Consider the following 15107-nt stretch of genomic DNA (forward strand, 5'->3'; position numbering starts at 1 on the left):
GCATCTCACCTGGAAATCTATTACAAAATATAATCATCCATGAGCAGTCTAAAAACCAAACAATCTTAATTTGATTGAGATAATACAATCCGTTCGGAAAATAAAGCAGCTCGAACTTATCCTTTAAATATTCCACTAATACTCATTCAAAAAATATTTTGATTTGAAAATCCGCATTATCCTTGACAAATGGTAGAAAAGAACCTGAATTAGTGTTATAAATAATATTTTTAACCTGAGATTCCGCATTCTATTTGAACAAAATCGCAAAAAAAGAAGCCTGATTATATCAAGGCTTCTATCATATATCAACTCCGGCAGTAGGACTCGAACCTACGACATCATGATTAACAGTCATGCGCTACTACCAACTGAGCTATGCCGGATAAATGCTAAGCGACTACCATATCTCACAGGGGGCAACCCCCAACTACTTCCGGCGTTCTAGGGCTTAACTTCTGTGTTCGGCATGGGTACAGGTGTATCTCCTAGGCTATCGTCACTTAACTGCTGAGTATCTAACACACTCAAAATTGAATAACGTCTCAAATTGTAAAAGATTTACCTCTACGCTATCTTTCTCAATGAAATTGTACTCCGGCTAAATCCTTACTAGATCTGCCTTCATTACTTAAGTAATTGTATTCGAACTAAAAAGCTAGTGATTTAGATAAATCCGCTTGAAGTCCCTATGACTTCTGCGCTGATTCCCTAAAATCATACGCTTTTCTTCACGTTCTCATTACTTCTTCTCGGATAAGTCCTCGAGCTATTAGTATTAGTCCGCTCCATTGCTCACACAACTTCCACTCCTAACCTATCTACCTGATCTTCTCTCAGGGCTCTTACTAACATAACGTTATGGGAAATCTCATCTTGAGGTGGGTTTCACACTTAGATGCTTTCAGCGTTTATCCCTTCCCTACATAGCTACCCAGCGATGCTCTTGGCAGAACAACTGGTACACCAGCGGTAAGTCCACTCTGGTCCTCTCGTACTAGGAGCAGATCCTCTCAAATTTCCTTCGCCCGCGACGGATAGGGACCGAACTGTCTCACGACGTTCTGAACCCAGCTCGCGTGCCGCTTTAATGGGCGAACAGCCCAACCCTTGGGACCGACTACAGCCCCAGGATGCGACGAGCCGACATCGAGGTGCCAAACCTCCCCGTCGATGTGAACTCTTGGGGGAGATAAGCCTGTTATCCCCAGGGTAGCTTTTATCCGTTGAGCGATGGCCCTTCCATACGGAACCACCGGATCACTAAGCCCGACTTTCGTCCCTGCTCGAGTTGTAGCTCTCGCAGTCAAGCTCCCTTATACCTTTACACTCTGCGATTGATTTCCAACCAATCTGAGGGAACCTTTGGGCGCCTCCGTTACTCTTTAGGAGGCGACCGCCCCAGTCAAACTGCCCGTCAGACACTGTCTCCGATAGGGATCACCTATCCGGGTTAGAGTGGCCATAACACAAGGGTAGTATCCCAACATCGCCTCCATCGAAACTGGCGTCCCGATCTCTTTGGCTCCTACCTATCCTGTACATGTGGCACAGACACTCAATATCAAACTGCAGTAAAGCTCCATGGGGTCTTTCCGTCCTGTCGCGGGTAACCTGCATCTTCACAGGTACTAAAATTTCACCGAGTCTCTCGTTGAGACAGTGCCCAAATCATTACGCCTTTCGTGCGGGTCGGAACTTACCCGACAAGGAATTTCGCTACCTTAGGACCGTTATAGTTACGGCCGCCGTTTACTGGGGCTTCAATTCATACCTTCGCGTTACCGCTAAGCACTCCTCTTAACCTTCCAGCACCGGGCAGGCGTCACCCCCTATACATCATCTTACGATTTAGCAGAGAGCTGTGTTTTTGATAAACAGTTGCTTGGGCCTATTCACTGCGGCTCAGTTACACTGAGCACCCCTTCTCCCGAAGTTACGGGGTCATTTTGCCGAGTTCCTTAACGAGAGTTCTCTCGATCACCTGAGGCTACTCGCCTCGACTACCTGTGTCGGTTTGCGGTACGGGTAGAGTATAAATTAACGCTAGAAGCTTTTCTTGGCAGTGTGACGTCGCTCACTTCGCTACTAAACTTCGCTCCCCATCACAGCTCAATGTTACAGATAGAAGCATTTGACTCCTATCACACCTCACTGCTTAGACGTGCTCTTCCATTCGCACGCTTGAGTTAGCCTACTGCGTCCCTCCTTCACTCTATACTCTAGTACAGGAATCTCTACCTGTTGGCCATCGGATACACCTTTCGGTCTCTCCTTAGGTCCCGACTAACCCAGGGCGGACGAGCCTTCCCCTGGAAACCTTAGTCTTACGGTGGACAGGATTCTCACCTGTCTTGCGCTACTCATACCGGCATTCTCACTTCTATGCGTTCCAGCGCTCCTCACGGTACACCTTCACCACACATAGAACGCTCTCCTACCATCCCCTAAAGGATCCACAGCTTCGGTAAATTGTTTTAGCCCCGGTACATTTTCGGCGCAGGGTCACTCGACTAGTGAGCTATTACGCACTCTTTGAATGAATAGCTGCTTCTAAGCTAACATCCTAGTTGTCTGTGCAACCCCACATCCTTTTCCACTTAACAATTATTTTGGGACCTTAGCTGGTGGTCTGGGCTGTTTCCCTTTCGACTACGGATCTTAGCACTCGCAGTCTGACTGCCGACCATAATTCATTGGCATTCGGAGTTTATCTGAGATTGGTAATCCGGGATGGACCCCTCACCCAAACAGTGCTCTACCTCCAAGAATCTTTCTGTCGACGCTAGCCCTAAAGCTATTTCGGAGAGAACCAGCTATCTCCAAGTTCGTTTGGAATTTCTCCGCTACCCACAAGTCATCCAAGCACTTTTCAACGTGCCCTGGTGCGGTCCTCCAGTGAGTTTTACCTCACCTTCAACCTGCTCATGGGTAGGTCACATGGTTTCGGGTCTACATCATGATACTATGCGCCCTCTTCAGACTCGGTTTCCCTACGGCTCCGTCTCTTCAACTTAACCTCGCATCATAACGTAACTCGCCGGTTCATTCTACAAAAGGCACGCTCTCACCCATTAACGGGCTCGAACTTGTTGTAGGCACACGGTTTCAGGTTCTCTTTCACTCCCCTCCCGGGGTGCTTTTCACCTTTCCCTCACGGTACTGGTTCACTATCGGTCACTAGGGAGTATTTAGGGTTGGGAGATGGTCCTCCCAGCTTCCGACGGGATTCCTCGTGTCCCGCCGTACTCAGGATCCTGCTAGGTATAAAGACTATTTAAAATACGAGGCTCTTACTCTCTCTGGCAACCTTTCCCAAGGTCTTCTTCTATAATCTTTAAGTCCACATCGCAGTCCTACAACCCCGAGAAGTAAACTTCTCGGTTTGCCCTCTTGCCCTTTCGCTCGCCGCTACTCAGGCAATCGCTTTTGCTTTCTCTTCCTGCAGCTACTTAGATGTTTCAGTTCACTGCGTCTTCCTCCTCATATCCTTAACAGATACGGGTAACAGGCATCTACCTGTTGGGTTCCCCCATTCGGACATCCCTGGATCTACGCTTACTTACAGCTCCCCAAGGCATTTCGTCGTTTGTCACGTCCTTCTTCGGCTCCTAGTGCCAAGGCATCCACCGTGCGCCCTTACTAACTTAACCTTATTTTTGACCTCTCAGTCATATACTCATTAATATTCACAGCGTTTTCGGTTTATTTTCTTGTTACTATTTGATATCGTTATTCAATTTTCAATGTGCTAAATTTAGGATAGTAAGAGACGGTTCGCTTGCGAAAACTTCTGTAGAAAAATAGGAAACTGACGCTGTGTTCCATGAACACAAGGAAGTTTATCTTTTTTCCTAAGAAGTTAGTCTCGTATTCAACTTCACTTCTTTATTAAGTTCAGTAGGATTCTATCCTAATGGAGCCTAGCGGGATCGAACCGCTGACCTCCTGCGTGCAAAGCAGGCGCTCTCCCAGCTGAGCTAAGGCCCCACAAGACCTCTCAAAACTAAACATGACGACCAATGGCTTCCGTTTTTTCCTTAGAAAGGAGGTGATCCAGCCGCACCTTCCGATACGGCTACCTTGTTACGACTTCACCCCAATCATCTATCCCACCTTAGGCGGCTGGCTCCTTACGGTTACCTCACCGACTTCGGGTGTTACAAACTCTCGTGGTGTGACGGGCGGTGTGTACAAGGCCCGGGAACGTATTCACCGCGGCGTGCTGATCCGCGATTACTAGCGATTCCGACTTCATGTAGGCGAGTTGCAGCCTACAATCCGAACTGAGACTGGCTTTCAGAGATTAGCTTGCCGTCACCGGCTTGCGACTCGTTGTACCAGCCATTGTAGCACGTGTGTAGCCCAGGTCATAAGGGGCATGATGATTTGACGTCATCCCCACCTTCCTCCGGTTTATTACCGGCAGTCTCGCTAGAGTGCCCAACTTAATGATGGCAACTAACAATAAGGGTTGCGCTCGTTGCGGGACTTAACCCAACATCTCACGACACGAGCTGACGACAACCATGCACCACCTGTCACCGATGTTCCGAAGAAACTTCCTATCTCTAGAAATAGCATCGGGATGTCAAGACCTGGTAAGGTTCTTCGCGTTGCTTCGAATTAAACCACATGCTCCACCGCTTGTGCGGGCCCCCGTCAATTCCTTTGAGTTTCAACCTTGCGGTCGTACTCCCCAGGCGGAGTGCTTAATGCGTTAGCTGCGGCACTGAGTCCCGGAAAGGACCCAACACCTAGCACTCATCGTTTACGGCGTGGACTACCAGGGTATCTAATCCTGTTCGCTCCCCACGCTTTCGAGCCTCAGCGTCAGTTACAGACCAGAGAGCCGCTTTCGCCACCGGTGTTCCTCCATATATCTACGCATTTCACCGCTACACATGGAATTCCACTCTCCCCTTCTGCACTCAAGTTAAACAGTTTCCAAAGCCTACAATGGTTGAGCCACTGCCTTTCACTTCAGACTTTTCTAACCGCCTGCGCTCGCTTTACGCCCAATAAATCCGGACAACGCTCGGGACCTACGTATTACCGCGGCTGCTGGCACGTAGTTAGCCGTCCCTTTCTGGTTAAGTACCGTCACAGTATGAACTTTCCATTCTCACACTCGTTCTTCCTTAACAACAGAGCTTTACGATCCGAAAACCTTCTTCACTCACGCGGCGTTGCTCGGTCAGGGTTCCCCCCATTGCCGAAGATTCCCTACTGCTGCCTCCCGTAGGAGTCTGGGCCGTGTCTCAGTCCCAGTGTGGCCGATCACCCTCTCAGGTCGGCTATGTATCGTCGCCTAGGTAGGCCATTACCCTACCTACTAGCTAATACAACGCAGGTCCATCTACTAGCGATGCAATTGCATCTTTCAAGCATCTAACATGTGTTACATACTGTTATGCGGTATTAGCTATCGTTTCCAATAGTTATCCCCCTCTAATAGGCAGGTTACCTACGCGTTACTCACCCGTTCGCAACTCACAGTCTATGGTGTAGCAAGCTACGGTATAAACTGTGCGTCCTACTTGCATGTATTAGGCACGCCGCCAGCGTTCGTCCTGAGCCAGGATCAAACTCTCATATAAAGTTTGAGCTCTCACTCATTTCTGTCACTGACAGATTTATTGTTTCTTCTTAATGTTTGACGGACTGTCTTTAAACAGTCGCCTGCACATTGGTTCGTCTTGTTCAGTTTTCAAAGGTCTTTGTCGCCACTCAAGCGACAACTATCTTAGTATATCACCTCCTCCTCTTCTTGTCAATACCTTTTTTCATCTTTTTTTATTTTTCTTGTTTTTTGTGACCTTTGAAAAAGAAAAGTTCTGACTTAGTTTAATCGCTATAGTCTTTTAAGTAGGCTCTTAATTCTCGAATCATCGCTTGGCGGCCTTTGAACCGTTCGTCGGCTAGTAAGCGCTCGTACTGTTCTTGTTTCTCTGGACTCAGTTGAGATTGGTAACTCTTTAGCTGGTCCCGGAGAATCACCAGTTCATCCAGATACAACTCTTTCAGGCTGAGCTTGTGACCAATCTCGCTCACTTCTTCATAAGCTTGTCGGTCGAGTTTGCGTTTTTGGCTTTCCTGTTTACGGAGGATGTCCAGGATATGATTGCGGAACTTGGTCTTATAGTAAACATAGAGCTGATGATCTTCTTCTACTAGCTGCGGATAGCGACTCACCAACTGATAGAGCACCAACATGCCCTCTTGTTCCCAATCGCTTAATTCCCACAGGTGGACATAATATTCCCTCCGACACTTCAGCACAATTCCTCTCACCTTGCCATATAACTCCTTGAACTCCATTTCCTTCTCCTTCCTTGCTCTTACCTCTTAAGGATAGCATGAAGGAGAACCCTTTGGTTTTCTTCTATCTATTTTTTATCTTAGTGCATCTCTTCTGGGTCTCGTGAGCAGCATCCCTGTCACTTCAGAGGTTTTCTGAAACTGTTCAGCGAAAAAAATTGAAAAAGAGAGAACGAAATTCGTCCTCTCAATTCTATATTCATTTCTTCTTAAAAATTATTCTATAACAAATTTACTTAAAATACCATTGATAAACTTGCTCGATTTTTCATCTGAGAATTTCTTAGATAGCTCAATTGCTTCATTGATTGCGACTAGTTGAGGGGTATCAAACTCTGTCATCTCAAACAATCCCAAGCGAAGAATATTTTTTTCTATCAATGTAAGACGTTCCAAAGTCCAACCTTCTTTTAGGTACTGGCTAAGCTTGTCATCCAACTCGTTTTTAGACTGTTCAACACCCATGACAAGGTTCAATAAAAAGGCTGGAATTTCCACATCAGAATCGTTTGTCATATCTTTATCATAGAGATATGCAAAACGACACGCTTCTACAATGTCTTTTTCATATTCCAAACTCATTAATGCTTGAAATGCACGTTCACGTAGTTCTCTTCTTGCTTCCAGTTGTACATCAGTCATTGAGGAAATCCTCATCGAACAAATCTTTTAAATCTGGTTTTGGTGTTTTTTCAGGCACAATACCCGCTACATGGATGTTCACTGCGGATAATTCAACTTCTGCCATATCAGAAACAGCACTTTTAACGGCTTTTTGAATAGCAACAGCTACTGCTGGAACCCCTACACCATATTCTAAATATAAATAAATGTCAACAGTTATTTCGCCGTCACTGGCGGTATGAAGATAGACGCCACGTCCTAAAGAGCGTTTTGCAAGGCTGTCAGACATGCTTTTATTTGCGAAAGAGTAAACACCGTCCACTTTAGCTGTTGCAATGGCAATAATTTTTTCTAAGACACGTGGTGCGATAACGATTTCGCCTAATTGTTCAGTTGCCATAACTTGTCCTTTCTTAAGACACAAAAACGTTCAGAAACCTAAATAACTTTTATCAGGCTCTGAGCCTATGTTTTATAGTAATTCAAGAACTTTTAGTTCTCAGCATAAATTATGCACGAGAAACGTAGGTTCCTTCTTGCGTATTGATAATCAATTTTTGTCCAACTTCGATAAAGTCCGGTACGTTGACCACAAGACCTGTTTCAAGAGTAGCAGGCTTACCAGAACCTGTCACCGTTGCTCCTTTAATAGAAGGTTGTGTATCTGTTACGACTAATTCTACAGTCGTTGGAACTGTAACACCGATAACTTCGCTTCCGTAAAATTGAATTTTCACTTCTGAATTTTCAAGAATAAATTTCAATTCTTGCTCTACATTTGCTACTGGGATTTCATATTGTTCAAATGACTCTGTATCCATGAAATAGGCTGTGTCGTCCATTTGGTATAAGTATTGTGCTGGGCGAGTTTCGATAATCGCTTGTTCAAATTTTTCTTCTGGGCGGTAAGTTGTATCAAAAGTTGAACCTGTGCGTACATCCCGTAATTTCATACGCATAACAGTATTCCCTTTACCTGGTTTATGGTGGCTTGCTTCAAGGACACGAATCAATTTTCCGTCCGTTGTTTCAAACGTCATACCAGCTTTCAGCTTACTTGCTTCAATCATTATTATTACCTCTTTTAAAATAGATTTCTCTTTATTTTATCATAAACATTGACAATTCTCAAATAACAATTAACTCTTTCGGTGCAAGCGTTAAAAGCTCACAGCCTGTGTCTGTGATGAGAATGTCATCTTCGATCCGCACACCGTATTTTCCGTCCAAATAAATACCTGGCTCATCTGTTAAGACCATACCTGCTTCAATCGGCTCAGAGGATTTCCCAAAATAAGGAATCTCATGAATATCAAGACCAATCCCATGCCCAATCCCGTGTGTGAAATATTGTCCGTAACCTGCATCGTTAATCACTTTACGCGGTACTTGATCAAACTCAATACGACTCACACCAGCTTTCGCCGCTTCAATCAGAGCTTGGTTGCTCCGTAATACAATATCGTAAATCTCGCGCTCTTCATCCGTCACATGACCAACATGAATAGTTCGCGTCATATCGCTAACATAGTGATTATAATAACAACCAAAATCCATTGTCAAGGTTTCACCTGTTTGGATGACCTTCTCGCTAGCTACTCCGTGCGGCATAGCAGAGCGATAACCTGATGCAATAATAAAGTCAAAAGAGGCTCCTGACGCGCCAAGCTGCCGCATGCGAGCATCTAAAAAGTTCATGACTTGTAGCTCCGTTGTTTGCCCCGGCTTGATAAAATCCAAGACATCTAGAAAGGCTTGGTCAGAAATTTGACAAGCTTTTCGAATCGTGGCAATTTCTCCTTCATCTTTGATCATGCGTAGATTTTCAATGAAAGCAGTCATTGCTGTCAGCTTATAATCTGAAAAAAGTTCTTCGAGAGTTTTGAAATAACGATAAGAAATTTCGTCATCAAATCCAATAGTCTTTATTTTATCATCTGCAATGATCTTCGCAATTTCTGACAAAGCATCACGTGTTTCGACAATATCAAAACCTTTTACCACACCTTTGGCAATCAAGGTATAGCGTGAATCGGTCAGAAAAATTCGGCGATTCTTGCTGATAAAAACAGTTGCTTCTGTTCCGCTAAAACCCGTCAGATAGTAAATATTCTTCAAATTGGTTACCAAGACAGCATCACGCTCTGTCTGTTTTAAGGCTACTTCAAATTTTTCAACTCTTGATAACATGAGAAAACCTCCGTAAAATGATTCAATTTATTATAGCAAAAAAATACCGAAAATAATACAATCTATATAGTTAGGATTAGATGAAATTGACATTTGAAAGCGCTAAATGTACAATTAATGTATAATTTTTGTTAAATAAGAAAGAATGAGGTAACGATATGAATAAAACTGAATTACTGTTACAAAGACTAGATGAGATTGGTCAGTCTCTAAAAGATTCGAAAGAAGCACTAGCTTTGCTGGCACTTGGTTCTTGCGGAACAGAAAGAGAACGATTGGATCAGTACTCAGATTTAGACTTCTTTGTTATTGTAAAAGATGGTTACAAGCAGACCTATATCCAAGACCTAACCTGGTTAAGTAAGCTAAAACCAATTGCATTTCACTACCAAAATACAGTGGATGGACATAAAGTTCTATTTGAAGATGATGTTTTTTGTGAATTTGCTGTCTTTGAAGCTCATGAACTAGTAAACATTCCCTTTGCTGAAGGCAAGATTATCTGGAAGGAGGTCGGTTTTGATGAAACAATCTGTCAGCCACAAAGACTGCCATCAAAAGAAAACAGAGACCGTGAATGGCTGTTGGGAGAAATTTCATGTAATCTATATTTAGGGCTAGGTCGCTATCAGCGAGGCGAAAAATTAGCTGCTTATGATTTCATCCAAAACAGATCCGTCAAACTTTGGACTGAACTAATCAGTTTGGAAACAACTTCTAAATCTAATTTTATAGATGTCTTTAATACCAACAGACGATTTGAAGAAGGTTATCCAAAGGAAGCCAAGCAATTGCCTCACTTTTTGCAAGGTTACGAACGCATTTCTGAGTCTGCTCAAGCACTCCTAGAATATCTGGATAAACACTATTCTCTTAACCCATTTATAAAAGAAAAAATTCGTAATTTATTATAAAAAAGACTCTGCCTAAAAAAGCAGAGTCTTTTAAATCTTATTTTAACTTTCCTTTTAGATACTGGCCAGTATAGCTAGCAGAGTTTGCAGCTACTTCTTCTGGTGTACCAGTAGCAATAATAGTACCTCCACCAATACCACCTTCTGGTCCAAGGTCAATAATGTGATCGGCCGTCTTAATAACGTCCAAATTATGTTCGATGACGAGAACCGTGTTGCCATCGTCTACAAAACGTGATAGCACTTGGAGAAGTTTCGCAATATCCTCCGTGTGCAGACCTGTAGTTGGTTCATCCAGAATATAGAAAGACTTACCTGTTGAGCGCTTGTGAAGTTCGCTGGCTAGTTTCATCCGCTGAGCCTCCCCACCAGACAGAGTTGTGGCAGGTTGTCCCAAAGTTACATAACCTAGCCCAACATCTTTAATCGTTTGTAATTTGCGCTCGATTTTCGGAATATGTTTGAAGAATTCGACTGCGTCATTGACCGTCATATCCAAAACTTGTGCGATATTCTTTTCCTTATAATGCACTTCCAAGGTTTCACTATTGTACCGTGTTCCATGGCAAACCTCACAAGGAACATAAACATCTGGTAAAAAGTGCATCTCAATCTTGATAATCCCATCCCCAGAGCAGGCCTCGCAGCGTCCCCCCTTCACATTGAAAGAGAAACGCCCTTTTTTATACCCACGAATCTTAGCTTCGTTGGTCTTAGCAAAGAGGTCGCGAATGTCATCAAAAACGCCAGTATACGTCGCTGGATTGGATCTTGGTGTTCGGCCAATCGGGCTCTGGTCAATATCAATCAAACGATCGATATGCTCAATGCCTGAAATCTTTTTAAATTTCCCCGGTTTATCTGAATTTCGATTGAGCTTTTGCGCAATCGCCTTTTTCAAAATCGAATTAACCAGAGTAGACTTGCCAGAGCCCGAAACGCCTGTCACGGCTATAAATTTTCCTAACGGGAAACGCGCTGTGATATTTTGTAAATTGTGCTCTTGCGCACCTGTGATTTCGATAAAGCGCCCATTTCCAACTCTACGCTTCAGAGGAACTTCAATCTTACGCTTGCCTGACAAGTATTGACCTGTAATGGATTTTTTGTTTTTCGCAACTTGTTCTGGAGTTCCTGCCGCAACAATTTCACCACCAAAAACACCAGCTCCAGGTCCAACATCAATTAACCAATCAGCTTCACGCATGGTGTCCTCATCATGTTCAACAACAATCAGAGTATTGCCCAAATCACGCATTTTCTTGAGACTGGCAATCAAGCGATCATTATCCCGCTGATGAAGACCAATAGAGGGCTCATCCAAGATATAAAGAACACCACTGAGATTGGAACCAATTTGAGTGGCCAGGCGAATCCGCTGGCTCTCCCCACCCGACAATGTTCCCGCAGACCGAGACAGAGTTAAATAATTAAGTCCGACATTATGAAGAAAAGTCAAGCGATCTCGGATTTCTTTGATAATCGGCGTTGCAATGGCCACTTCATTTTCAGTCAAAGTCAGATGAGAAAGTAATTCTAAATGATTTGCAATAGACAAATCAGATACTTGCCCAATATTAAGACCACCTTCACCCCCCACTTTAACAGACAAGGCTTGTGGATTCAATCGATAACCATGGCAGCTTGCACACGTCAGCTCATTCATATAAAGCCGCATCTGGGTACGGGTGAAATCACTATTGGTCTCATGGTAGCGACGGTTGATATTGGTCACGACGCCTTCAAAAGGAATGTCAATATCTCGCACACCACCAAATTCATTCTCATAATGGAAATGAAATTCTCGCCCTTCAGAGCCAAAGAAAATCAGCTGCCGCTCGTCTTCTGTCAGGTCCTCAAATGGCTTATCCATATCAATACCAAATTCCGTCATTGCCTGCTCTAGCATTTGAGGATAGTAATTTGAAGAAATAGGATTCCACGGAGCTAAGGCGCCTTCCCGCAAGGTTTTACTACTGTCAGGAACCACCATATCCAAGTCCACTTCCAACTTCACACCCAGACCGTCACAATCAGGACAAGAGCCGAATGGTGCATTAAAAGAAAAGAGGCGAGGTTCCAACTCAGGTACCGTAAAGCCACAGACTGGACAAGCATAATGCTCGGAAAAGAGTAATTCCTTTCCATCCATCGTATCGATCACCACGTAACCGTCCGCAATTCTTAAGGCTGCTTCAATCGAATCAAACAACCGACTGCGTACACCGTCCTTAATAACAATTCGGTCCACCACTACTTCGATATCGTGTTTTTTCGTTTTAGAAAGCTCTGGAACTTCTGTGACATCATAAATATCTCCGTCCACGCGCACCCGAACATATCCATCTTTTTGAATTTTATCAAAGATTGTCTTGTGCTGTCCTTTTTTCTTACGTATAACTGGCGCTAGAATTTGTAATCTCTGACGTTCGGGTAATTCCAAAACTTGATTGACGATTTGTTCTACAGAAGAAGCTTTAATAGCTCCATGCCCATTGATACAATATGGAGTTCCCACACGCGCATAAAGCAAACGGAGGTAATCATTGATCTCTGTAGCTGTTCCGACTGTTGACCGCGGATTCTTGCTGGTCGTTTTTTGGTCAATGGAAATAGCAGGGCTAAGACCGTCAATTGAATCCACATCTGGTTTTTCCATATTGCCCAAAAATTGACGGGCATAGGCAGACAAACTTTCTACATAGCGCCGTTGTCCCTCTGCATAGAGAGTGTCAAAAGCGAGACTAGACTTGCCTGAACCAGACAAACCAGTCACGACAACCAGCTTGTCTCGCGGAATCGTGACATCAATATTTTTTAGATTATGAGCTCGCGCTCCATGAATGATAATTTTATCCTGCATTCTTACCACACTTTATTTTAAACTTCTTTCTATTATAACAAAATTTTCTGCAATCTTTTACCCAAAAACTCGGAAATTTATAGTATAATAGTACGGTGTGCAAATAACTGAAGGAGGAAAATATGAAACAAGTCTTTCTATCGACAACAACTGAATTTAAAGAAATTGATACGCTTGAGTCGGGGACTTGGATCAATTTAGTCAACCCTTCTCAAAGCGAGTCTACTGAAATTGCCAACGCTTTTGATATTGACATTACCGACTTGAGGGCGCCGCTCGATGCAGAAGAAATGTCTCGTGTCACCATCGAAGATGAGTACACCCTGATTATCGTGGATGTTCCAATTACAGAAGAACGAAATAATCAGACTTATTATGTGACTATTCCTCTAGGGATTATCATTACCGAAGAGGCGATTATTACCACCTGTTTGGAAAAGCTTCCTTTATTGGATATTTTTATCAATCGACGGCTGCGTAATTTCTATACTTTCATGCGTTCTCGCTTTATTTTCCAAATTCTTTATCGAAACGCCGAGCTGTATTTGACAGCGCTTCGTTCCATTGATCGTAAAAGCGAACAAATCGAAAGTCAACTGCACAAATCCACTCGCAATGAAGAATTGATTGAACTCATGGAGCTTGAAAAAACGATTGTCTATTTCAAAGCGTCCTTAAAAACCAATGAGCGTGTGATTAAAAAATTAACTAGCGCTACAAGCAATATTAAGAAATATTTAGAAGATGAGGACTTGCTGGAAGATACACTCATCGAGACCCAGCAGGCGATTGAGATGGCAGATATTTATGGAAATATCTTGCACAGCATGACCGATACATTTGCTTCTATCATTTCAAATAATCAAAACAACATCATGAAAGCTCTGGCTTTGGTGACGATTGTCATGTCCATTCCAACCATGATTTTTTCAGCCTATGGAATGAACTTCAAAAACAATGACTTACCACTCAACGGGGAACCGCACGCTTTTTGGATTATTATTTTTATCGCCTTTGCGATAAGTGTTTCCCTGACTGTTTACCTTATTCACAAAAAATTATTCTAATTAAAAGGAGATCTTATGACACAAGTTTCTTTGGATAAACTCAGCAAAAAGAATCAAGAATTCATCCGCATCGCAACCCATCAACTCATTAAAGACGGAAAGACAGACGACGAAATCAAAGTCTTGCTAGAGGAAATTATCCCAACCATTCTTGAAAATCAAGCAAAAGGCATCACCGCTCGCGGATTTTATGGAGCACCTACTGTTTGGGCAGCGAATTTTTCAGAAGCAAAACAAAAAGAAGCTCAAACTATCAAAGAAAATACCAATCCGTATCTCATGATTATGGATGCTTTCTTATTTGTCTTTAGTTTATTTACTATCTTAAATAGTAGTGTTAACTTATTCTCCAAAAATCCTAGCAATTATGGTATTGTGACGATTGTACTTGGTAGCGCGGTGGGGGCACTCGTATTTTACGGAATGTATTACTTTATTTACCGCTTTTATTATGCTGACCAAGACCAAAGTCAAAAACCACCATTTTTCAAATCGCTCCTTATCATTTCAGCTGCTACGATTTTGTGGGCTGTTGTTCTTTACGGAACAACCTTCCTGTTGCCAGCAGTTTTAAATCCAAAACTGCCGAACTTATTTATCCTTGTGTTTGGTGGAGGAACTTTGGCACTTCGTTTCTATCTCAAAAAGAAATTCAATATCCGCAGTGCTTTAACCGCACCAAGACAACTTTAGTCATATTTTTATTTGAACATCCGCTTGTTTCAACAGGTGGATGTTTTAATAAGATCTAATAAGTATTTTTGACAACCGTTTCAAACAATTTTGAGCATAAGAAAAGCAACCTATTTAATTGCTGATTGAGTTTTAAAAAATGAGCATGATTTTATGAAATTCATGCTCATTTTTATATTTTAGTCTTCGTTTACGAAAGGCATCAAAGCCATTACGCGAGCGCGTTTGATAGCTGTTGTTACTTTACGTTGGTTTTTAGCTGAAGTTCCTGTTACACGACGAGGAAGGATTTTCCCACGTTCTGAAACGAAACGGCTAAGAAGCTCAGTATCTTTGTAATCAACATATTCAATCTTGTTTGCTGCGATGTAATCAACTTTTTTACGGCGTTTAAATCCGCCACGACGTTGTTGAGCCATGTTCTTTCTCCTTTAT

The 15107-nt window shown here is 42.9% G+C and carries 10 protein-coding genes, 2 tRNA genes and 3 rRNA genes; 3 read left to right on the forward strand and 12 right to left on the reverse strand.

Translation table 11 applies throughout. The annotated features are described in order from the left end of the window. Nucleotides 1-312: 312 nt before the first annotated feature. The 10 genes from EL079_RS06045 to EL079_RS06090 all read right to left on the reverse strand — a co-directional run bounded on the left by EL079_RS06045 (nucleotide 313) and on the right by EL079_RS06090 (nucleotide 9135). Nucleotides 313-386, reverse strand: a tRNA-Asn gene (locus EL079_RS06045). 5 nt (nucleotides 387-391) lie between these two features. Beyond that, nucleotides 392-507, reverse strand: a 5S ribosomal RNA gene (gene rrf / locus EL079_RS06050). A 245-nt stretch (nucleotides 508-752) separates the two neighbouring features. After that, nucleotides 753-3653 (reverse strand): 23S ribosomal RNA (locus EL079_RS06055). 264 nt (nucleotides 3654-3917) lie between these two features. Beyond that, nucleotides 3918-3990: transfer RNA gene (locus EL079_RS06060), tRNA-Ala, on the reverse strand. Between the two features lie 54 nt (nucleotides 3991-4044). Continuing rightward, a 16S ribosomal RNA gene (locus EL079_RS06065) occupies nucleotides 4045-5600 on the reverse strand. Together the 16S, 23S and 5S rRNA genes with 2 tRNA genes alongside form the textbook arrangement of a ribosomal RNA operon. Nucleotides 5601-5847: 247 nt before the next feature. Next, on the reverse strand, nucleotides 5848-6321 hold the full coding sequence (locus tag EL079_RS06070) for a sigma-70 RNA polymerase sigma factor region 4 domain-containing protein (RefSeq protein ID WP_003030979.1): 474 nt from the start codon (nucleotides 6319-6321) through the stop codon (nucleotides 5848-5850). Nucleotides 6322-6537: 216 nt separating this feature from the next. Beyond that, nucleotides 6538-6963, reverse strand: coding sequence for a transcription antitermination factor NusB (gene nusB, locus EL079_RS06075; protein WP_003030524.1), 426 nt, complete (start codon nucleotides 6961-6963; stop codon nucleotides 6538-6540). After that, nucleotides 6956-7345: an Asp23/Gls24 family envelope stress response protein gene (locus EL079_RS06080; protein WP_003026305.1), complete on the reverse strand. Its 390-nt coding sequence runs from the start codon at nucleotides 7343-7345 to the stop codon at nucleotides 6956-6958. Before EL079_RS06080 ends, nusB begins: the two co-directional genes overlap by 8 nt. Before the next feature lie 109 nt (nucleotides 7346-7454). After that, nucleotides 7455-8015: an elongation factor P gene (gene efp / locus EL079_RS06085; protein WP_003026309.1), complete on the reverse strand. Its 561-nt coding sequence runs from the start codon at nucleotides 8013-8015 to the stop codon at nucleotides 7455-7457. Between the two features lie 58 nt (nucleotides 8016-8073). Continuing rightward, nucleotides 8074-9135, reverse strand: a complete 1062-nt coding sequence (locus tag EL079_RS06090; protein ID WP_003030550.1) for a M24 family metallopeptidase — start codon at nucleotides 9133-9135, stop codon at nucleotides 8074-8076. A 158-nt stretch (nucleotides 9136-9293) separates the two neighbouring features. Between EL079_RS06090 and EL079_RS06095 the strand changes: the two genes are divergently transcribed. Beyond that, the gene (locus tag EL079_RS06095; RefSeq protein ID WP_003030554.1) at nucleotides 9294-10049 is read left to right on the forward strand and encodes a hypothetical protein; all 756 of its coding nucleotides are present in this window, start codon (nucleotides 9294-9296) and stop codon (nucleotides 10047-10049) included. 37 nt (nucleotides 10050-10086) lie between these two features. Here the strand turns inward: EL079_RS06095 and uvrA are convergent, their stop codons facing one another. Beyond that, entirely contained in the window at nucleotides 10087-12912 is a 2826-nt protein-coding gene (gene uvrA, locus EL079_RS06100; RefSeq protein WP_003030542.1) for an excinuclease ABC subunit UvrA, read from the reverse strand. A 122-nt stretch (nucleotides 12913-13034) separates the two neighbouring features. Here uvrA and EL079_RS06105 point away from each other — a divergent pair, with 122 nt between their 5' ends. Then, nucleotides 13035-13979, forward strand: a complete 945-nt coding sequence (locus EL079_RS06105; protein WP_003030529.1) for a magnesium transporter CorA family protein — start codon at nucleotides 13035-13037, stop codon at nucleotides 13977-13979. 15 nt (nucleotides 13980-13994) lie between these two features. Beyond that, the gene (locus EL079_RS06110; RefSeq protein WP_003030531.1) at nucleotides 13995-14672 is read left to right on the forward strand and encodes a DUF1129 domain-containing protein; all 678 of its coding nucleotides are present in this window, start codon (nucleotides 13995-13997) and stop codon (nucleotides 14670-14672) included. Nucleotides 14673-14851: 179 nt separating this feature from the next. Here EL079_RS06110 and rpsR read toward each other — a convergent pair whose 3' ends face one another. Next, nucleotides 14852-15091 carry a 30S ribosomal protein S18 gene (gene rpsR / locus EL079_RS06115; protein WP_000068664.1) on the reverse strand — a complete coding sequence of 80 codons (240 nt, stop codon included), beginning with the start codon at nucleotides 15089-15091 and terminating at the stop codon, nucleotides 14852-14854. Nucleotides 15092-15107 lie beyond the last annotated feature (16 nt).

Origin of the sequence: Streptococcus anginosus (assembly GCF_900636475.1) — a bacterium.
Classification (GTDB): Bacteria; Bacillota; Bacilli; order Lactobacillales; family Streptococcaceae; genus Streptococcus; species Streptococcus anginosus.

Coding starts and splice junctions, on each gene's coding strand:
- EL079_RS06070 (WP_003030979.1), bottom strand. CDS start 6,321: ATGGAGTTCAAGGAGTTATATGGCAAGGTGAGAGGAATTGTGCTGAAG.
- nusB (WP_003030524.1), bottom strand. CDS start 6,963: ATGACTGATGTACAACTGGAAGCAAGAAGAGAACTACGTGAACGTGCA.
- EL079_RS06080 (WP_003026305.1), bottom strand. CDS start 7,345: ATGGCAACTGAACAATTAGGCGAAATCGTTATCGCACCACGTGTCTTA.
- efp (WP_003026309.1), bottom strand. CDS start 8,015: ATGATTGAAGCAAGTAAGCTGAAAGCTGGTATGACGTTTGAAACAACG.
- EL079_RS06090 (WP_003030550.1), bottom strand. CDS start 9,135: ATGTTATCAAGAGTTGAAAAATTTGAAGTAGCCTTAAAACAGACAGAG.
- EL079_RS06095 (WP_003030554.1), top strand. CDS start 9,294: ATGAATAAAACTGAATTACTGTTACAAAGACTAGATGAGATTGGTCAG.
- uvrA (WP_003030542.1), bottom strand. CDS start 12,912: ATGCAGGATAAAATTATCATTCATGGAGCGCGAGCTCATAATCTAAAA.
- EL079_RS06105 (WP_003030529.1), top strand. CDS start 13,035: ATGAAACAAGTCTTTCTATCGACAACAACTGAATTTAAAGAAATTGAT.
- EL079_RS06110 (WP_003030531.1), top strand. CDS start 13,995: ATGACACAAGTTTCTTTGGATAAACTCAGCAAAAAGAATCAAGAATTC.
- rpsR (WP_000068664.1), bottom strand. CDS start 15,091: ATGGCTCAACAACGTCGTGGCGGATTTAAACGCCGTAAAAAAGTTGAT.